We start from the raw sequence: 17,605 nt of genomic DNA on the forward strand, positions 1-17,605 counted from the left end.
ATGAGCACGCAAGTACCCCTGCTGCGGGTCGACGACCTGGCCGTCGACTTCCGGACCCGGCGCGGCACCGTGCACGCGGTGCGCGGCGTTTCCTTCGAGCTTCACAAGGGGCGCACGCTGGGCATCGTGGGCGAATCCGGCTCGGGCAAGTCGGTCACCTCCTACGCGGTGATGAAGATCCTCGACCGGGCGGCCCGGATCGCCGGCGGCGCGATCGAGTTCGGCGGCATCTCGATCGCCGGCGCGAGCGAGGCCGTGATGGGCGACCTGCGCGGCCGCGAGATCTCGATGGTGTTCCAGAACCCGCGCGCCGCGCTGAACCCGATCCGGCCGATCGGCCGGCAGATCGAGGACGTCCTGATCCGCCATGCGCAGGCGACGCGGGCCACGGCCCGGGCGCGGGCGATCGAGACGCTGGAGAAGGTGCGGATCCGCGACGCCGCCGCGCGCTACCACGCCTATCCGTTCGAGCTCTCCGGCGGCATGTGCCAGCGCGTGGTGATCGCGCTGGCGCTGGCCTGCCGCCCGCAACTGCTGATCGCGGACGAGCCCACCACCGGGCTGGACGTGACGACACAGAAGGCGGTGATGGAGCTGATCCGCGACCTGATCCGCTCCGAAGGCATGGCGATGGTGCTGATCACCCACGACCTGGGGCTGGCCGGCGAGTACTGCGACGACATCGTCGTGATGGAACGTGGCCTGGTGGTCGAGGCGAAACCCGCGCGAGCACTGTTCACCGAACCCGAGCACCCGTACACCCGGCGGCTGATCAGGGCCACCCCGCACGGCGCGGCGAGCGTCGCCGACCTGCTGCCCGTCGACGACGAGCCGCGGGCCGCCGTCGAGCACCCGCAGGCCGCCGCCCCGACACGATCCTCGGCTGCGGCCGCGGAAGCGCGGCCGGCGGTCCCTCTGCTCGAGGTCGTCGACCTGTCCCGGCACTACCCGGCGCCGGCCACGCTGCGCACCATGCTGAAGAAGCGCTCCGAGCGGCCGGTCTACAAGGCGGTCGACGGGATCAGCTTCTCGATCATGCCGGGCGAGAGCGTCGGGCTGGTCGGCGAATCGGGCTGCGGCAAGTCGACGACCTCCAGCATGCTGATGAGGCTGCTCGAGCCGTCGGGCGGGAGCATCCGCTTCCAGGGCAAGGACATCAGCCTGATCCGCGCCGCCGATTTCGCGCGCTCGCCCTTGCGCCGGGAACTGCAGATGGTCTTCCAGGACCCGACCGAGAGCCTGAACCCGCGCTCGACCGCGTTCGACGCGATCGCGGACCCCTTGCGCAGCCTGCTCGCAATGCGCGACGAGGCGGCGGTTCGAGCCCGGGTCGGGGAACTGGCCGCGCAGGTCGGCCTGCCCGGCGAACTGCTCGACCGGCTCCCCCACCAGCTCTCCGGCGGCCAGAAGGCGCGCGTGGGCATCGCGCGAGCGGTCGCCACGCAACCATCGCTGCTGGTGCTCGACGAGCCGACCGCCGCGCTCGACGTGTCGGTGCAGGCGGTCGTGCTGAACCTGCTCGCCGATCTGCGCCGCCGCTACCGGATGAGCTACCTGTTCGTGAGCCACGACCTGGAGGTGGTCCGCCTGCTCTGCGATCGGGTGATCGTGATGCGCGCCGGCCGCATCGTCGAGCAGGGACCGGCCGCCGAGGTGCTGTCCAATCCCGCCGATCCGTACACGCGGGCGCTTCTCGAAGCGATCCCGCGCCCGCCCTTCCTTCGCCGGGCCGCCCCCGAACCACTCGCGCTGCGAGCCGCCTCATGACCGACAGACCCTTGCCCCACACGATCCGGGAGTCCCTGCAGTCGGGCCCCCCTGCCTGCGAAGAAGTCGCGCGCCGGATCCGCGCCCGCTGGCAGGCGATCCTGGCGCTGAAGCAGGCGCCGGGCGGCGATCCCGCATGGATCCACGTGGCCACGCCGGAGCAGATCGATGCCCAGCTCGAGGCGCTGGCGAGCCGGGACCCGGCCAACTGCCCGCTCTACGGCATCAGCTTCGCGGTCAAGGACAACATCGACGTGGCCGGCTGGCCCACGACCGCCGCCTGCCCGGGCTTCGCGCACGTCGCCGAGCGCACGGCCGAGGTGGTCCGGGCGCTGCTCGAGGCCGGCGCGATCCTGCTCGGCAAGACCAACCTCGACCAGTTCGCGACCGGCCTGGTCGGCACCCGCTCGCCGTACGGCGCGGTGCCGAATGCCTTCTCGCCCGACCATGTCAGCGGCGGCTCCAGCTCGGGGTCGGCCTCGGTGGTGGCGCGCGGGCTGGTGCACTTCTCGCTGGGCACCGACACCGCGGGGTCCGGGCGCGTGCCGGCGGGCTTCAACAACCTGGTGGGCCTCAAGCCGACGCCCGGGCTGGTGAGCAACGAAGGCGTGCTGCCTGCCTGCCGGACCCTCGACTGCGTGTCGGTGTTCGCGCTGACCGCCGACGATGCGGCGCTGGTCTTCGAGCAGATCGAGGGGAACGAGCGAACGCTGGCCGCGACGCCGCGCTTCCACCCGCCGGTCGTGCCGCGCCTGGACTTCGGCCCGGCGCCCAGGCTCGGCGTTCCCGATGCGCCGGTCTTCGGCAGCGAGGCCTGGCGCGAAGCCTTCGGCGAGAGCGTTGCCAGGGCGAGCGGCCTGGGCCTGCCTGTCTCGCAGTTCGAGATGGCGCCGCTCTCCGAGGTCGCCCGCCTGCTGTACGAGGGCCCCTGGGTCGTCGAGCGCCGGATCGTGGCCGGCGACGCGATCGTCCGCGGCGCCGACGGGATCGACCCGGTCGTGGCGAAGGTGATCTCCGCGGGCGGCGCCTACACCGCCGCCGACGCGTTCTCGGCCCTGTACCGGGTCCGCGAGATCGGCGCCTCGCTGGCCGGGCTGTGGGACCGTTTCGATGCGCTGATGGTGCCCACCGCGCCGGGGCTCCCCACGATCGCCGCAGTCGCCGCCGAGCCGATCGCCCGCAACAGCGAGCTGGGCTTCTACACGAACTTCGTCAACCTGCTCGGCTGGTCGGCAGTGGCCGTGCCGGCCGGCTTCACCCCCGACGGGCTGCCCTTCGGCGTGACCTTCATCGGACCGGGCGGCGCCGACCGCGCGCTGCTCGCGCTGGCGGCGCGCTGGCAGCGCGCGCTCGGCCTTCCGCTGGGCCGCCGGCTGGCGCCGATTCCGGCCGCGCCCGACGAGGCCCCGCCGTCGGCGGCACCGGCGCCGCGCGGCACGGTCCGCCTCGCGGTGGTCGGCGCCCACCTGCGCGGCATGCCCCTGCACTGGCAGCTGGTCGAGGCCGGCGCCGCCTTCGTCGCCGAGACCGCCACATCGGCCCGCTACCGGCTGTACGCGCTGGCGGGCACGGAGCCGGCAAAGCCCGGGCTGGTCCGCACCGCCGAGGGCGGCGTGCCGATCGCGCTGGAGCTCTACGACGTGCCGCTCGGGCGCTTCGGGGCCTTCGTGGCGCAGGTGCCGCCGCCGCTGGGGATCGGCAACGTCGAGCTCGCCGACGGCAGCTGGGTGAAAGGCTTCGTCTGCGAGCCCTGGGCGCTGGCCGCGGCCAGCGACATCTCGGCGCACGGCGGCTGGCGAGCCTGGCTGGCCGCGCGCTGATCGCCCCGTACCCTGCGATGAACCCGATGCACGCGACGAGCCCGCCACTGTCCGGCGCCCCGCAGGCCCGGCGCCTGGCCGACCAGGCCTACGCCACGCTGAAGTCCTGGCTGTTCGCGTTCTCGCTGATGCCCGGCGACCGGCTCTCCGAGACCGAGCTCGCCTCGAAGCTCGCGGTCAGCCGAACGCCGCTTCGCGAGGCGCTGCATCGCCTGCAGCACGAAGGCCTGGTGCAGACGCTGCCCAAGGCGGGCTGGATCGTCGCGCCGCTGGACTTCGCGAGGATCGACCAGCTCTACGACTTCCGCATCCTGATCGAGCGCCATGCGGTGTCGCGCCTGTGCGCGCTGGGCGGCGCAGGCCTGCCCGTGGAGATCGACGCACTGGAAGCGATCTGGGCCTGCGCGCCCGGCGATCGGCAGACCGATCCGCGGGTCGTCGGCGAGCTCGACGAGGGCTTTCACGCCTCGCTGGTGGCCACGCTGCGCAACGACGAGATCCTGAAGTCGCACCGCGAGATCACCGACCGGATCAGGATCGTGCGGCGCCTCGACTTCACCCAGCCCGAGCGCGTCGCGGCGACCTACGACGAGCACGCCCGGGTCCTGTCGGCGGTCCGCGCGGGGCAGGCCGACCTCGCCGAAGGGCTGATCGGCGCGCACATCGAGCACAGCAAGCGCGAGGTGCGCAAGATCACGCTCGAGATGCTCGACCGCGCGCGGGTCAGATCTTTTCCGTCTCCCCGCTCTTAGGCTGCCACTTCATCAGCCGCTTCTCGACCACCCCCACCACCCAGTCGAGCACCAGCGCGAATCCGGTCAGCACGACGATGCCGGCCATCACGGTGTTCATGTCGAAGGTGCCCTCGGCCTGCAGGATCAGGTAGCCGACACCCGCGGCCGAGCCGAGGTATTCGCCGACGACCGCCCCCACGAAAGCCAGCCCGACCGACGTGTGCAGGCTGGAGAACACCCAGCTGGTGGCGCTCGGCAGGTACACGTGGCGCAGCAGCTGGCGCTTGTTGGCGCCGAGCATCCGCGCGCTGGCCAGGATGTTCGGGCTGACCTCGCGAACGCCCTGGTAGACGTTGAAGAAGACGATGAAGAAGACCAGCGTGAAGCCGAGCGCGACCTTGGACCACACGCCCAGGCCGAACCAGACCGAGAAGATCGGCGCAAGGATCACCCTTGGCATCGAGTTCATCGCCTTGATGTACGGGTCGAGGATGGCCGCGGCGGTAGGCGACAGCGCGAGCCACATGCCGACCGCCAGGCCCGACACGGTGCCGATCACGAAGGCCGCCATCGTCTCGAAAAGCGTGATGCCCAGGTGACGGTAGATCTCGCCGCTGACGAACCACTCGACGACGCGGCCGAACACCTTCAGCGGCTCGCCGAAGAAGAACGCGGCCTGGTTGGGGTTGTCGAAATAGAAAGGCGGCAGCAGCGTGGGGCTGGTCATCACGTGCCAGAAGCCGAGCACTCCCGCGAGCACCAGCGCCTGCCACACGCGCAACTGGAAAGAGGAAATCTTCATCTGCCTGGACCGGAAATCGTTCGATGCAGGGGCGCCCGGGCGGGGCCCCGCTCACGCAACGCGCTTCTGTTGCGCGTAGCCTTTCAGGACCTCCTCCCTGAGCACCGCCCAGATCCGCTCGTGCAGCTCGATGAAGTGCGGCTGGGTGCGGATCTCGGCCACGTCGCGCGGGCGCGGCAGGTCGACCGTGAACTCGCCGATCGGGTGCGAGGCCGGGCCGGCCGACAGCACGACGACACGGTCGCTCATCGCGATCGCCTCGTCGAGGTCGTGGGTGATGAACAGGACCGCCTTGCGGCTCGCGGCCCACAGCTCCAGGACCTCGTTCTCCATCAGCTGGCGGGTCTGGATGTCGAGCGCCGAGAAAGGCTCGTCCATCAGGATGATGTCGGGATCGAGGATCAGGGTCTGGGCAAGCGCGACCCGCTTGCGCATGCCGCCCGACAGTTGGTGCGGGTAGCGGTCGCCGAAACCGCCGAGGCCGACCCGGCGCAGCCACTCCTCGCCCTGCGCGCGGGCCTCGGCGTCGGGCACGCCGCGGAACTGCAGGCCGGCGATCACGTTGTCCAGCGCGCTTCGCCAGGGCATCAGCGCCTCGGCCTGGAACATGTAACCGGCGCGCGCGTTGATGCCCGCTAGCGGCTGGCCGAACACCTCGACCTTGCCGGTCGAGGGTTCGAGCAGGCCCGCGCCCACGTTGAGCAGCGTCGACTTGCCGCAGCCGGTCGGCCCGACGACCGACACGAACTCGCCGGGCGCGATGCGCAGGGTGACGTCGCGCACCGCCGTGTAGCGCTGCCCGGGGTCGTCCCGGGAAACGAAGGTGCAGGTGACCCCTTCGAGCGAGAGCGCGGGCGTCGTCGACATCACTTCGCGCGCGCGAGCGCCTTGCGGACGAAGGCGTTGGTGTAGGTCTTCGACAGGTCGATCGCCTTGCCCTGCAGATTCTTGTCGAAGGCCTGCAGCGTGCGCAGCGCCGTCTTGCTGCCGGCCTCGGGGATCAGGCCGTCGGGCGACATCGCCTCGCGGACCTTTGTCCAGGCGGCGAGGTAGAGCGCGCGGTCGCCGAGCAGGAAGGACTCGGGCACCGTCTTCACGATGTCCGAGGGCCCGGCCTGCTGGAGCCACTTGAGCGCGCGGACCATCGCGCTGGCCAGCGCCTGCGCGGTGTTCGGGTTGTTCTTCACGAAGGCCTCGGGCGCGTACAGGCAACCCGCCGGCATCGGGCCGCCGAACACCGCCTCGGTGTCCTTCAGCGTGCGGGTGTCGGAAACGATCTTCAGCAGGCCCTGCGCATCCAGCATCGAGATGACCGGATCGAGGTTGGCGATCGCGTCGACCTGGCCGGACTGGACCGCCGAGATCGCGCCCTTGCCGGCACCCACCCCGATGAAGGAAACGTCGGTGGGCTTGAGCCCGCCCTTGGCGAGCACGAAGTTGGCCATCATGTTCGTGGACGAGCCCGGCGCGGTCACGCCGATCTTCTTGCCCTTCAGGTCGGCGATCGTCTTGTACCCGGGCATCGTCTTCGTGGACACCGCCAGCACGATCTGCGGCGCCCGGCCCTGCAGCACGAAGGCGGTGAAGATCTGGCCCTTGGATTGCAGGTTGATCGTGTGCTCGTAGGCGCCGGAGACGACGTCGGCCGAACCGCCCACCACCGCGCGCAAGGCCGCCGAGCCGCCGGCGAAGTCCACGATCTCGACGTCGAGGCCCTCGTCCTTGAAGTAGCCGAGCTGCTCGGCGATCGTCAGCGGCAGGTAGTAGAAGAGGTTCTTGCCGCCGACGGCGATCGTCACCTTCTTCTTCTCGATGCCCTGGGCGAGCGCCGAAGCGGGCAGCGCGGCGATCGCTGGCACGGCCGTCATCGCGGCCAGGACTGTTCTGCGTTGGGTCATCTCGTTCTCCTCGTTGTTCGTCGACGGCTCTCGCGGCCGGCAAGCGGGTCCATGCGTGGCCGGAAGGTTAACCGATCGGCCTCAGATCACGCCATCGGCCCTCAAGGCAGCGATCCGCGCCGCGTCGTAGCCCAGCTCCGCAAGCACCGCGTCGGTGTGCTCGCCCAGCCGCGGCCCGGGCCAGCGGGTGGCGCCCGGCGTGTCCGACAGCTTGGGCACCGCGGCCGGCATCGCCAGCGGCGTGCCGTCGGCGAGCACGGCGCGCTCGATCATGCCGCGCGCCCGGTACTGCGGATCGTCGACCATGTCGGCCACGCTGTAGATGCGGCCGCTGGGCACATCGGCCGCTTCCATCACGGCCAGCCCTTCGTCGAGCGTATGGGCCGAGGTCCAGGCCGCGATCGCGTCATCGACCTCCTGCGCGCGCGCCGCGCGGCCCGCGTTGTTCGCGAGCCCCGGGTCGTCGGCGAGATCGTCGCGGCCGATCGCGCGCATCAGCCGCTTGAAGATCGAGTCGCCGTTTCCGCCGATCACGATGTGCCTGCCGTCGGCGGTCGGATAGGTGTTCGACGGGACGATGCCGGTCAGGTTGGTGCCGGTGCGCTCGCGCACGATGCCGTAGCGGTCGAACTCGGGCAGCGTGCTCTCCATCATGTTGAACACCGCCTCGTAGAGCGCCACGTCGACCACTTGCCCCTTGCCGGTCTCTCGCCGGTGGTGCAGCGCCATCAGCGCACCGATCACCGCGTGCAGCGCGGCCAGCGAGTCGCCGATCGACAGGTTCATCCGCACCGGCGGGCGGTCCGGAAAGCCGGTCACGTAGCGCATGCCGCCCATCGACTCGGCGATCGCGCCGAAGCCGGGCCGGTCGCGATAGGGCCCGGTCTGGCCGTAGCCCGACAGTCGCACCAGGATCAGGCCCGGGTTCGCGGCCGACAGCTGCTCGTAGCCCAGCCCCCATTTCTCGAGCGCCCCGGGCCGGAAGTTCTCGACCACGATGTCGGCGCGCGCGGCCAGCTCGCGCACGATCTGCTGGCCGGCCTTCGCCTTCAGGTCGACGGTGACCGAGCGCTTGTTGCGCGCCTGCACCGACCACCACAGCGAGGTGCCCGACGGATCGTCGGGGTGCAGCTTGCGCCACTTTCGCAGCGGGTCTCCACCCTCGGCGCCCGCGCGGGCCGGCGGCTCTACCTTGATCACGTCGGCGCCGAAGTCGGCCATCATCCGGCCCGCGAAAGGCCCGGCGATCAGCTGGCCGAGTTCGAGCACGCGCAGGCCGGCCAGCGGGCCGGCGGCGGACGCCCCGGGTGTCGCGGGGCTCGCGACCTTCTCGTTCATCGAAGGAATCTCCTGGTCACACCGAGCGCCGATCGCGCATCGCCTGCGCGATCGTGCTCGGGTCCACGTATTCGAGCTCGCTGCCAACCGGCACCCCGCGCGCCAGCCGGGAGACCTTGAGCCCCCGCGCGCGCAGCAGCTCGCCGATGTAGTGCGCGGTGGCCTCGCCTTCCTGCGTGAAGTTGGTGGCCAGGATCACCTCGCGAAGCGCGGGGTCGGCGGCCCGCTCGAGCAGGCGGGCCAGGCCGATCTGCCTGGGCCCGATGCCGTCGAGCGGCGACAGCCGCCCCATCAGCACGAAGTACAGGCCGTTGTAGGCCATCGTCTGCTCGACCATCAGCTGGTCGGCGGGCGTTTCCACCACGCACAGCTGCGAGGGATCGCGGCGCGGCGACGAACAGGTCTCGCAGACTTCGAGCTCGGTGAAGGTGTTGCAGCGGCTGCAGTGACGGATACGCCCCACCGCCTCGGACAGGGCACGCGCGAGCAGCGCCGCGCCCTCGCGGTCGTGCTGCAGCAAGTGGTAGGCGAAGCGCTGCGCGGAGCGCGCGCCCACGCCGGGCAGCCTGCGCAGGGCTTCGGTCAGCGCTTCGAGCGGAGCCGGCGCCTTCATCGGGCGTCGCGGACGCGGCCGGCCTTGCTCAGAACGGCATCTTGAAGCCGGGGGGCAGCGGCAGGCCGGAAGTGACCGAACCCATCCTCTCGGCGGCGGTCTGCTCGGCACGGCGCAGCGCGTCGTTCATGGCGGCCACGACCAGGTCCTCGAGCATGTCCTTGTCGTCGGCGAGCAGGCTGGGGTCGATGCTGATGCGCTTGACGTCGTTGCGGCAGGTGACGACGACCTTGACCAGGCCAGCGCCGGACTGGCCCTCGACCTCGACCTGGGCCAGCTGCTCCTGCATCTTCTTCATGTTTTCCTGCATCTGCTGGGCCTGCTTCATCAGGCCCGCGAGCTGGTTCTTCATCATCGCTTCATTCTCCTGGGGTTGGATTGCCGGCGGCCGGCCGGACCGAGCCGGGCACGATCGTGCCGCCGAAATCCTTCAACAAGGTCTGGACGAACGGGTCGGCATCGATCGCCGCCTCGGCCTCGGCCTGCTTCTCGGCGCGCAGGCGGCTGGCCACCGCCGCGGCGGTCGGCCCCTGGACCGCGCCGACCTCGACGCTGAGCCGCACCTCGGCTCCGAAGTGGGCCGCGAGGGCCTCGCGCGCCCGGTTGACGGTCGCCGGTTCGGCGAGCGGACGGATCGGCACCTTCAGCCTGAAATGCAGCCCTTCGTGGGCCACCAGCGCGCTCTGCTGCAGGAACTGGGCGGCCATGCCGCCGGCCCTCACCTGCGCGACCAGCGCCGGCCAGTCGCCGTCGAAGGCGGCGGCCGAGTCGGCGACCGCCGCCCGGGGCTGCGCGGCCCGGCCGGACACATCGCCCGCGCGTTCTCCCGGCGGCGCGCCGGCAGCGCGATCTGCCGGCGAAGCCGCCGGCCGCGCCGCGAACTCGGCACGCGCAGGCGGCGGCGCCTTCAGCGCCGCGCTGCGGGGCGTGGCCTGCGGCCTCGGAGACGCCGCGATCGCGGGTGCGGCTGCGGGGCCGGGTGCTGGCGCACCCGGCCTTGCGGCACGGCCCCCGGCCTCGGCCGGTCCTCCGGCCGCGTCGTCGGGCCGGAAGGCCAGCATCCGCAGCAGTGTCATCGTGAAGCCGGTGTGCGGGTCCGGGGCGAGAGGCAGGTCGCGCTGCGCGTGGATCGCGATCTGGTAGTGGACCTGCACCTCCTCGGGCGGCAGCTTCTCGGCAAGGCGCTCGAGCAGCGGCGCCTCGTCTCCCGGCACCGCCACGCCGGCCTGCACCAGCGCGACCCGCTGCAGCAGCACGGCCAGCTCGGAGAGCGCCGTCTCGAACGGCGCGTTGGCCTCGAGCATCGCGTCGGCCTGGCCGACCAGCGCGGCACCGTCTCGCATCGCCAGCGCGTCGAGGATGCGCTCGAGCCAGGCGCGGTCGACGACGCCGAGCATCTCGCGCACCGCCGCCTCGGTGAGCACGCCCCCCGAGAAGGCGATCGCCTGGTCGAGCAGCGACAGCGCGTCGCGCATGCTGCCCGCAGCCGCCCTGCCGATCTGCGCCAGCGCGCCGGGCTCGCCGTCGATGCCCTCCGCCTGCAGGACCCGCTGCAGGTGCGCGGCCACGGTGGCCGGCGGCATGTTCTTCAGGCTGAACTGCAGGCATCGCGAGAGCACCGTGACCGGCACCTTCTGCGGGTCGGTGGTGGCCAGCACGAAGACCACGTGCGGCGGCGGCTCCTCCAGCGTCTTGAGCATCGCGTTGAACGCGTGGTTGCTCAGCATGTGGACTTCGTCGATCACGTAGACCTTGTAGCGGCCCACGGTCGGCGCGTAGACCGCGTTCTCGAGCAACTGGGTCATGTCCTCGACGCCGCGATTCGAGGCGGCGTCGAGCTCGATGCAATCGACGAAGCGCCCGGCGTCGATGCCGGTGCACGCCGAGCAGGTTCCGCAAGGCCTGGAGCCCACCCCGGTCTCGCAGTTCAGCGCCTTGGCGAGGATGCGCGCGATCGTGGTCTTGCCGACGCCGCGGGTGCCGGTGAACAGGTAGGCGTGGTGCAGGCGCCCGCTGTCGAGCGCGTGCGCGAGGGCCCGCACGACGTGCTCCTGCCCGACGAGCGAGCCGAAGTCTCGCGGGCGCCACTTGCGGGCAAGCGCCTGGTGGGTCATCGGCAGTCGGTGCTCTGGTGGCGCGTGGCGGAAAGCCGCATTGGAGAAATCGGGGGGCGAGCCGGAACCCCGGCACACGCGGGGAAAGGCTATGGCTGCTTCCTTCCGGACCTGACCAGGTTCACCCGTCCGCGCTGCGGGGAGGCCCGCCCGGCCCGGATTCTATCAGCCGGAGCGGCGACGACCCCGACGCGCCTCCGGTCGCCCGCGCGAAACCCGGCGCCGACGGCGTTATCATCCGGTTTCCGACGACGCAGCCGGTGCGTGCAACCGATCTCGATGGGCGAGCGGGCGCGCCGGCGGGAGCCAGAATGTCCATCCAGCACATCTCCGACGACAGCTTCGAGCAGGAAGTCCTGAAATCCGACCTGCCGGTCCTGGTCGACTACTGGGCCGAGTGGTGCGGCCCCTGCAAGATGATCGCGCCCATCCTCGACGAGGTCGCCCGCGACTACGGCGAGAAGGTCCGCGTGGTCAAGGTCAACGTGGACGAGAACCAGTCGGTGCCGGCCAAGTACGGCATCCGCGGCATCCCGACGCTGATGCTGTTCCGCAACGGCGCGGTCGTCGACACCAAGGTCGGCGCGCTGTCCAAGTCGCAGCTCACGATGTTTCTGGACAGCCATCTCTGATTCGTTGTAAAGTCGCGCCGCCGGGCTTCCGGCGGCCGGCCTGACGCCTTTCCGGGCCGGAGCCGTCCAAGCCTCCGGCCTCGGCGGCAAATTCATCGGCAGCGGCCCTGCTTTCCCGGCCAGCGCCCAGCCCGCCGGCCCCGGATCCTCGCGATCCGCCGAATTCCCGATCAGGCCATCCCCGGCGGTCGTCGCGCCGCCCAGCCAATCGTCCGACTTTCCTTCATCCGACGCACTTCCGTTCGTCCACGTCCCCAGCGGGGAGCCCGTCTACATGCATCTGTCCGAACTGAAAGCTCAGCACGTCTCGCAGCTGATCGAACTGGCCGCGAGCCTCGACATCGAGAACGCCAATCGCCTGCGCAAGCAGGAGCTGATGTTCGCGATCCTCAAGCGGATGGCGAAGACCGGAGAGCAGATCTTCGGCGACGGCGTGCTCGAGGTGCTGCCCGACGGCTTCGGCTTCCTGCGTTCGCCCGAGACCTCCTACCTGGCGAGCACCGACGACATCTACATCTCGCCCTCGCAGATCCGGCGGTTCAACCTGCACACCGGCGACTCGATCGAGGGCGAGGTGCGCACGCCGAAGGAAGGCGAGCGCTACTTCGCTCTGGTCAAGGTCGACAAGATCAACGGCGCGCCGCCCGAGGCGAGCAAGAACAAGATCCTGTTCGAGAACCTGACGCCGCTGCACCCGAACAAGCCGCTGGTGCTCGAGCGCGACATCAAGGCCGAGGAGAACATCACCGGCCGGATCATCGACATGATCGCGCCGATCGGCAAGGGCCAGCGCGGCCTGATCGTTGCGCCGCCGAAGGCCGGCAAGACGGTGCTGATGCAGCACATGGCGCACGCGATCACCGCCAACCACCCCGACGTGGTCCTGATCGTGCTGCTGATCGACGAGCGCCCCGAGGAGGTCACCGAGATGAGCCGCTCGGTGCGCGGCGAGGTCGTTGCCTCGACCTTCGACGAGCCGGCCACCCGCCACGTGCAGGTCGCCGAGATGGTGATCGAAAAGGCCAAGCGCCTGGTCGAGCACAAGAAGGACGTGGTCATCCTGCTCGACTCGATCACCCGCCTGGCCCGCGCCTACAACACGGTGGTGCCGGCCTCGGGCAAGGTGCTGACCGGCGGCGTCGACGCCAACGCGCTGCAGCGGCCCAAGCGCTTCTTCGGCGCGGCGCGCAACATCGAGGAAGGCGGCTCGCTGACCATCATCGCCACCGCCCTGATCGACACCGGCAGCCGGATGGACGAGGTGATCTACGAGGAGTTCAAGGGCACCGGCAACATGGAGCTGCACCTGAACCGCCGGATGATGGAGAAGCGCGTCTACCCCGCGATCGACATCAACCGCTCGGGCACCCGTCGCGAGGAGTTGCTGATCAAGCCCGACGTGCTGCAGAAGATCTGGATCCTGCGCAAGCTGCTGCACGACATGGACGAGCTCGAGGCGATGGAGTTCCTGCTCGACAAGGTCCGCCAGACCAAGAGCAACCAGGAATTCTTCGAGATGATGCGCGGATCCTCTCGCTGACTTGCCAGAACGGTCCCGGATTTCCTATAATTCAAGGCTTTGCTGAACGGATTCGCTCGCTGAAAAGGGCGAAGCGGCCGGAAACCTCGTGCGGCGCGATCCCGACGCCGCGCGAGCCAGCCCAACAGAGGTACTCCCGATGAAAGAAGGCATTCACCCCGACTACCGCGAAGTCGTGTTCCAGGACATGGCCAGCGACTTCCGCTTCATCACGCGCTCGACCGTGAACACCCGCGAGAAGATCACGATCGACGGCAAGGAATACCCGCTGTTCAAGCTCGACGTGAGCTCCGAGTCGCACCCGTTCTACACGGGCGCGCAGCAGCGCGTCAGCGAAGCCGGCCGGGTCGAGAAGTTCCGCCAGAAGTTCGCCCGCTCCGGCAAGGCGGGCTGAGCCCGGGGGAAAGCCGCTCCGGGCACCGCCCCGTGGCCGAGGCCCGGGCGGGTTTCCGGAAACCGAAAAGGGCAGCTTCGGCTGCCTTTTTTCGTTGCGGCGGCCGGCGTTAACCTTCGCTCGAGCATGCGTCCGTTCATCGTCACCGACATCGAGGCCGGCAAGCTGCCCCGCTGGGGGCTGCTGCTGCTGTGCGTGCTGTACGTGGCGCCCGGCTTCGTGGGCCGCGACCCGTGGCGCACCGACGACGCCGCAGGCTTCGGCATCGCGCTGACGATGGCGCGCGGCGGCGCCGCCGACTGGCTGATGCCGAACATCGCCGGCGACGCCATGCCCGGGCAGGGACCCCTGCCCTTCTGGATCGCCGGCGCCTTCGCGAAGCTTGGCGTGCCCTGGTCGGCCGACGCGCTGCTGACCGAACACCTGATGGTCAGGCTGGCGACCGCGCTGCTCCTGGCGGCCACCCTGTCGCTGGTCTGGTACGCGAGCTTCTCGCTGGCCCGCCGGCCGGGGGTCCAGCCCTCCGACCCGTTCGGCGCGTCGGCCGGCAGCATCGATTTCGCCCGCGCGATCGCCGACTCGGTGCTGCTTGTGCTGATGGCCAGCTTCGGCCTGATCTTCCGGATGCACGAGACCACCGGCGACGTCGCGCAGCTGACCTGGGTGGCGGCCTTCCTTTTCGGCTGCGCGCTCGCGCTCGAGCGCCCCGGGCGGGGCGGCGCGATCGCCGGCGCCGCGATCGCGGCCACGCTGCTGACCCGCGGCCTGCCGCTGGCGATCGCGCTGCTGGCGGCGCTGGTCGCGCTGCCGTTGCTGGTTCGCGAGTTCCGCCTGGTCGCTGCCCGGCTGCTTCGCAGCGCGTTGCCGGTCGCGCTGCTCGGCATGCTCGCCTGGCCGCTGGCGCTGCTCGCCGGCGACGACGCCGCCCGCGCGCACCTCGCGGCCTGGCTCGCCGCGCAGGCCCATGCCGCCTCCGGGCCCACGCTCGAGGGGATCGCCTACTTCGTCCAGACCACGCCCTGGTTCTACTGGCCTGCCTGGCCGGTGGCCACCTGGGCGATCTGGCGCTGGCGGGGCCGCTGGGCCGAGCCCGCAGTGGCCTTGCCGATACTGGCGGCTGCAGCCTTCAGCGCGCAGGCACTGATCGCCCCCAGCGGCGCCGAGGGCCGGCTGTTGCCCGCGGCCGCGCCGCTCGCCCTGCTGGCGGGTATGGGCCTGCCGACCCTGCGGCGCGGCATCGTGAGCCTGATCGACTGGTTCGCGGTCACCAGCTTCACGCTGTTCGGAATCGCGATCTGGGCATGGTGGATCGCGCTGATGACCGGCTTCCCGCCGCGCATGGCCTATCGTGCCTCGCGCCTGGCGCCCGGCTTCGAGCCGTCGTGGATCGTGATCGACATCGTGCTCGGCGGCCTGGCGACCGTCGCCTGGCTGGCGCTGGTGCGGTGGCGGATCTCGCGCCGGCCGCGGATGATCTGGCGCGCGATGGCGCTGTCCTGCGGCGGCCTGGTCCTCGCCTGGTTCCTGCTGATGACGCTGTGGCTGCCGGTGTTCAACGAGCGCAACACCTATCGCGACGTGGCGATCGGCCTGGGCGCGGCGCTGGCCGCCGCGCCGCACGACTGCGTCGCGACGCGCAACCTGGGTTCGGCCCAGCGCGCGAGCTTCCTGTACTTCGCGGGCCCGAGGTTCGGCCCGACCGTCGGCGCGATGCCCGACGAGGGCGCCGCGGCGGCCGGCGACCGGGCTTCCTGCGGATGGCTGCTGGTGCAGGACACCGGCCCGATCGCCCAGACCCGGACGTCGCCGCTGGCCGGCGCCGAGCTCGCCTGGGAGGGCCAGCGGCGCGCCGAGCGCGGCGAGCGCTTCCGGCTCTACCGCCTGCGCTCGCCCGGGCGGTGAACCGCGACATCCTGAAGCTCGCCTGGCCGGTCTTCGTCGGCCAGGTGGCGGTGATGCTCAACGGCGTCATCGACACGATGATGGCCGGCCGGCTGTCGGCGGTCGACGTCGCCGCGGTCGGGCTCGGGGCCAGCATCTACATCTGCGTCTACGTCGGCCTGATGGGCGTGCTGCTCGCGCTGGCGCCGATCGCCGCCCAGCACTGGGGCGCGGGACGCCACGACCGGATCCGGGAAGCCGCCGGCCAGGCGATCTGGCTGGCCCTTGCGCTGGCCCTCCCGGGCTGCCTGGCCCTGGGCTGGACCGAGCCCTGGCTCGCGTTCGCGCAGGCGCCCGACGAGGTCGCCGCAGTCGCCCGCGGCTACCTGGTCGCGGTGGCGGCCGGGCTGCCGGCGGCGCTGCTGTTCCGGGTCTTCTACGCGCTGTCGAACGCGATCGCGCGGCCCGGCACGGTCATGGCGATCAACGTCGCGGCGGTCGCCGCGAAGCTGCCGCTCAACGCGCTTTTCATGCAGGGCTGGCAGACGGACGCTGGCACGACGATCGTGCCCGCGCTGGGCGGCGCCGGCGCCGGCGTGGCCACCGCGATCGTGCTGTGGCTGTCGCTGGCGCTCTCGATCGTCGCGCTGCGCGCGATGCCGGTCTACCGCGCGCTGCGCATCCGGTGGCCGATCCGCCCCGACACCGCGCAGCTGCGCGAGCTGCTGAGGTTCGGCCTGCCGATCGGCGGCGCCTACCTGGTGGAGGTCACTTCCTTCGCGTTCATGGCCCTGTTCCTGGCGCGCCTCGGCGCCACGGTGGCGGCCAGCCACCAGATCGCGGCCAACCTCGCCGCGCTCGCCTACATGGTGCCGCTCGCGCTCGCCAACGCCACGAGCACGATGGTCGCGCAATCGATCGGGGCCGGCCGCCCGGATCGGGCGCGCGACTACGGCCGCCGCGGCCTGCGCCTCGCGATCGCGATCGCCTGCGCGGTGTCGGCCGCGCTGTGGCTGGGCCGCGAGGGGATCGTGCGCGCCTACACGACCGATGCCGCGGTGATCGCCGCGGCCTTGCCGCTGGTCGCGCTGGTCGCGGCCTTCCACCTGTTCGACGCGATCCAGGCCACCGCCACCTTCGTGCTGCGCGCGCACCGGATCACCACGCTGCCGATGCTGGTCTACCTGGTCTGCCTGTGGGGCATCGGGCTCGGCGGCGGCTGGTGGCTCGCCTTCGTGGCCGGCGCCGGCGATTCGCCGCTGGCGCAGGCGGTCGCCGGTGCGAAAGGGTTCTGGATCGCGGCCGGGGCGAGCCTGCTCGCCGCGTCGGCGCTGCTGGCGGCGATCGTGGGCCGCGTCTGGAAGGAATGCGAGGCGCCCGCGCCAGGCGCCGCCCCGCCCCTTCAGACGGGCGGCGGCAGGCCGCTGGCCGCGGCGCCTTCGCCGGGCTCGCCGGACATCACGAGGAATCGGTCGCGGTAGTAGCGCAACTCGTCGATCGATTCGAGGATGTCGGCCAGCGCGGTGTGCGCGCCACGCTTGGCGAAGCCCTTCGCGAGCTCGGGGCGCCAGCGCCGGCACAGTTCCTTCAGCGTGCTGACGTCGAGGTTCCTGTAGTGGAACCAGCCCTCGAGCGCGGGCATGTAGCGGGCCATGAAACGCCGGTCCTGGCAGACCGAATTGCCGCACATCGGCGACTTGCCGGGCGGCACCAGCGGGGCGAGGAAGGCGAGCATCGCCTGCTCGGCCTGGGCCTCGCTGCAACGCGAGGCGCGCACCCGCTCGAGCAGGCCGGAACGGCCGTGCGTGGACTTGTTCCACTGGTCCATCGCGTCGAGCACCGTGTCGGGCTGCGCGATCGCGATCGCGTCGCTCTGCGCCACCGGGTTCAGCGCACTGTCGGTGACCACGATCGCGATCTCGATGATCCGGTCCACGCCGGGATTCAGGCCGGTCATCTCCATGTCGACCCAGATCAGGCGGGTCTCGTCGGGCGCGGCGACGCGCGTCGCCGGGCCGGGATGCGCGTAAGTCTGCGGGGAGGGCTGTGACATAATTTTCTCCGGCCGGCAT

Annotated in this window: 16 protein-coding genes and 1 other RNA gene; 8 read left to right on the forward strand and 9 right to left on the reverse strand. The window is 71.1% G+C overall.

The window, feature by feature from the left end:
* Genes M6I34_RS04660 through M6I34_RS04670 form a run of 3 tightly spaced genes read left to right on the forward strand, consistent with a single transcriptional unit; the run spans position 1 to position 4,339 of the window.
* Entirely contained in the window at positions 1 to 1,767 is a 1,767-nt protein-coding gene (locus tag M6I34_RS04660; RefSeq protein WP_272484535.1) for a dipeptide ABC transporter ATP-binding protein, read from the forward strand.
* Positions 1,764 to 3,587, forward strand: coding sequence for an allophanate hydrolase (gene atzF / locus M6I34_RS04665; RefSeq protein ID WP_272484536.1), 1,824 nt, complete (start codon positions 1,764 to 1,766; stop codon positions 3,585 to 3,587). Before M6I34_RS04660 ends, atzF begins: the two co-directional genes overlap by 4 nt.
* Before the next feature lie 26 nt (positions 3,588 to 3,613).
* A complete protein-coding gene (locus M6I34_RS04670; protein ID WP_272484537.1) occupies positions 3,614 to 4,339 on the forward strand; it encodes a GntR family transcriptional regulator in 726 nt (241 codons plus the stop codon).
* Here the strand turns inward: M6I34_RS04670 and M6I34_RS04675 are convergent.
* The 8 genes from M6I34_RS04675 to ffs form a co-directional block, all read right to left on the reverse strand.
* Positions 4,311 to 5,123 (reverse strand): ABC transporter permease, encoded by an 813-nt coding sequence (locus tag M6I34_RS04675; protein WP_272484538.1) that lies wholly within the window; start codon positions 5,121 to 5,123, stop codon positions 4,311 to 4,313. The genes M6I34_RS04670 and M6I34_RS04675 overlap by 29 nt on opposite strands.
* A 51-nt stretch (positions 5,124 to 5,174) precedes the next feature.
* The gene (locus M6I34_RS04680; protein ID WP_272484539.1) at positions 5,175 to 5,990 is read right to left on the reverse strand and encodes an ABC transporter ATP-binding protein; all 816 of its coding nucleotides are present in this window, start codon (positions 5,988 to 5,990) and stop codon (positions 5,175 to 5,177) included.
* Positions 5,990 to 6,991: an ABC transporter substrate-binding protein gene (locus M6I34_RS04685; RefSeq protein ID WP_272486607.1), complete on the reverse strand. Its 1,002-nt coding sequence runs from the start codon at positions 6,989 to 6,991 to the stop codon at positions 5,990 to 5,992. Before M6I34_RS04685 ends, M6I34_RS04680 begins: the two co-directional genes overlap by 1 nt.
* 111 nt (positions 6,992 to 7,102) lie before the next feature.
* Positions 7,103 to 8,359, reverse strand: a complete 1,257-nt coding sequence (locus M6I34_RS04690; RefSeq protein ID WP_272484540.1) for a CaiB/BaiF CoA transferase family protein — start codon at positions 8,357 to 8,359, stop codon at positions 7,103 to 7,105.
* A gap of 16 nt (positions 8,360 to 8,375) precedes the next feature.
* On the reverse strand, positions 8,376 to 8,972 hold the full coding sequence (gene recR, locus M6I34_RS04695) for a recombination mediator RecR (RefSeq protein WP_272484541.1): 597 nt from the start codon (positions 8,970 to 8,972) through the stop codon (positions 8,376 to 8,378).
* A gap of 28 nt (positions 8,973 to 9,000) precedes the next feature.
* Positions 9,001 to 9,327 (reverse strand): YbaB/EbfC family nucleoid-associated protein, encoded by a 327-nt coding sequence (locus M6I34_RS04700; RefSeq protein ID WP_272484542.1) that lies wholly within the window; start codon positions 9,325 to 9,327, stop codon positions 9,001 to 9,003.
* A gap of 4 nt (positions 9,328 to 9,331) precedes the next feature.
* Positions 9,332 to 11,086: a DNA polymerase III subunit gamma/tau gene (dnaX, locus tag M6I34_RS04705; RefSeq protein ID WP_272484543.1), complete on the reverse strand. Its 1,755-nt coding sequence runs from the start codon at positions 11,084 to 11,086 to the stop codon at positions 9,332 to 9,334.
* A 52-nt stretch (positions 11,087 to 11,138) separates the two neighbouring features.
* An RNA gene (gene ffs / locus M6I34_RS04710) (signal recognition particle sRNA small type) lies at positions 11,139 to 11,237 on the reverse strand.
* Between the two features lie 160 nt (positions 11,238 to 11,397).
* Here ffs and trxA point away from each other — a divergent pair.
* The 5 genes from trxA to M6I34_RS04735 all read left to right on the forward strand — a co-directional run bounded on the left by trxA (position 11,398) and on the right by M6I34_RS04735 (position 17,014).
* The gene (trxA, locus tag M6I34_RS04715) at positions 11,398 to 11,718 is read left to right on the forward strand and encodes a thioredoxin TrxA (protein ID WP_272484544.1); all 321 of its coding nucleotides are present in this window, start codon (positions 11,398 to 11,400) and stop codon (positions 11,716 to 11,718) included.
* 274 nt (positions 11,719 to 11,992) lie between these two features.
* Positions 11,993 to 13,258, forward strand: a complete 1,266-nt coding sequence (rho, locus tag M6I34_RS04720) for a transcription termination factor Rho (RefSeq protein WP_272484545.1) — start codon at positions 11,993 to 11,995, stop codon at positions 13,256 to 13,258.
* A gap of 139 nt (positions 13,259 to 13,397) precedes the next feature.
* Entirely contained in the window at positions 13,398 to 13,652 is a 255-nt protein-coding gene (locus tag M6I34_RS04725; RefSeq protein ID WP_272484546.1) for a type B 50S ribosomal protein L31, read from the forward strand.
* A gap of 126 nt (positions 13,653 to 13,778) precedes the next feature.
* Positions 13,779 to 15,554 (forward strand): glycosyltransferase family 39 protein, encoded by a 1,776-nt coding sequence (locus tag M6I34_RS04730; RefSeq protein ID WP_272484547.1) that lies wholly within the window; start codon positions 13,779 to 13,781, stop codon positions 15,552 to 15,554.
* Positions 15,551 to 17,014, forward strand: a complete 1,464-nt coding sequence (locus M6I34_RS04735) for an MATE family efflux transporter (RefSeq protein WP_272484548.1) — start codon at positions 15,551 to 15,553, stop codon at positions 17,012 to 17,014. The genes M6I34_RS04730 and M6I34_RS04735 overlap by 4 nt, the downstream gene beginning before the upstream one ends.
* Here the strand turns inward: M6I34_RS04735 and orn are convergent.
* Positions 16,936 to 17,586, reverse strand: coding sequence for an oligoribonuclease (orn, locus tag M6I34_RS04740; RefSeq protein WP_272484549.1), 651 nt, complete (start codon positions 17,584 to 17,586; stop codon positions 16,936 to 16,938). The genes M6I34_RS04735 and orn overlap by 79 nt on opposite strands.
* Positions 17,587 to 17,605 lie beyond the last annotated feature (19 nt).

The organism is Zeimonas sediminis, from assembly GCF_023721795.1.
Lineage (GTDB): Bacteria > Pseudomonadota > Gammaproteobacteria > Burkholderiales > Burkholderiaceae_E > Zeimonas > Zeimonas sediminis.

Excerpts from the sequence above, each read along its gene's own strand:
- M6I34_RS04660 (WP_272484535.1), top strand. The coding sequence starts at position 1 with ATGAGCACGCAAGTACCCCTGCTGCGGGTCGACGACCTGGCCGTCGAC.
- M6I34_RS04725 (WP_272484546.1), top strand. The coding sequence starts at position 13,398 with ATGAAAGAAGGCATTCACCCCGACTACCGCGAAGTCGTGTTCCAGGAC.
- atzF (WP_272484536.1), top strand. The coding sequence starts at position 1,764 with ATGACCGACAGACCCTTGCCCCACACGATCCGGGAGTCCCTGCAGTCG.
- M6I34_RS04730 (WP_272484547.1), top strand. The coding sequence starts at position 13,779 with ATGCGTCCGTTCATCGTCACCGACATCGAGGCCGGCAAGCTGCCCCGC.
- M6I34_RS04690 (WP_272484540.1), bottom strand. The coding sequence starts at position 8,359 with ATGAACGAGAAGGTCGCGAGCCCCGCGACACCCGGGGCGTCCGCCGCC.
- recR (WP_272484541.1), bottom strand. The coding sequence starts at position 8,972 with ATGAAGGCGCCGGCTCCGCTCGAAGCGCTGACCGAAGCCCTGCGCAGG.
- trxA (WP_272484544.1), top strand. The coding sequence starts at position 11,398 with ATGTCCATCCAGCACATCTCCGACGACAGCTTCGAGCAGGAAGTCCTG.
- rho (WP_272484545.1), top strand. The coding sequence starts at position 11,993 with ATGCATCTGTCCGAACTGAAAGCTCAGCACGTCTCGCAGCTGATCGAA.
- M6I34_RS04680 (WP_272484539.1), bottom strand. The coding sequence starts at position 5,990 with ATGTCGACGACGCCCGCGCTCTCGCTCGAAGGGGTCACCTGCACCTTC.
- M6I34_RS04670 (WP_272484537.1), top strand. The coding sequence starts at position 3,614 with ATGCACGCGACGAGCCCGCCACTGTCCGGCGCCCCGCAGGCCCGGCGC.
- M6I34_RS04700 (WP_272484542.1), bottom strand. The coding sequence starts at position 9,327 with ATGATGAAGAACCAGCTCGCGGGCCTGATGAAGCAGGCCCAGCAGATG.
- dnaX (WP_272484543.1), bottom strand. The coding sequence starts at position 11,086 with ATGACCCACCAGGCGCTTGCCCGCAAGTGGCGCCCGCGAGACTTCGGC.
- orn (WP_272484549.1), bottom strand. The coding sequence starts at position 17,586 with ATGTCACAGCCCTCCCCGCAGACTTACGCGCATCCCGGCCCGGCGACG.
- M6I34_RS04685 (WP_272486607.1), bottom strand. The coding sequence starts at position 6,991 with ATGACGGCCGTGCCAGCGATCGCCGCGCTGCCCGCTTCGGCGCTCGCC.
- M6I34_RS04675 (WP_272484538.1), bottom strand. The coding sequence starts at position 5,123 with ATGAAGATTTCCTCTTTCCAGTTGCGCGTGTGGCAGGCGCTGGTGCTC.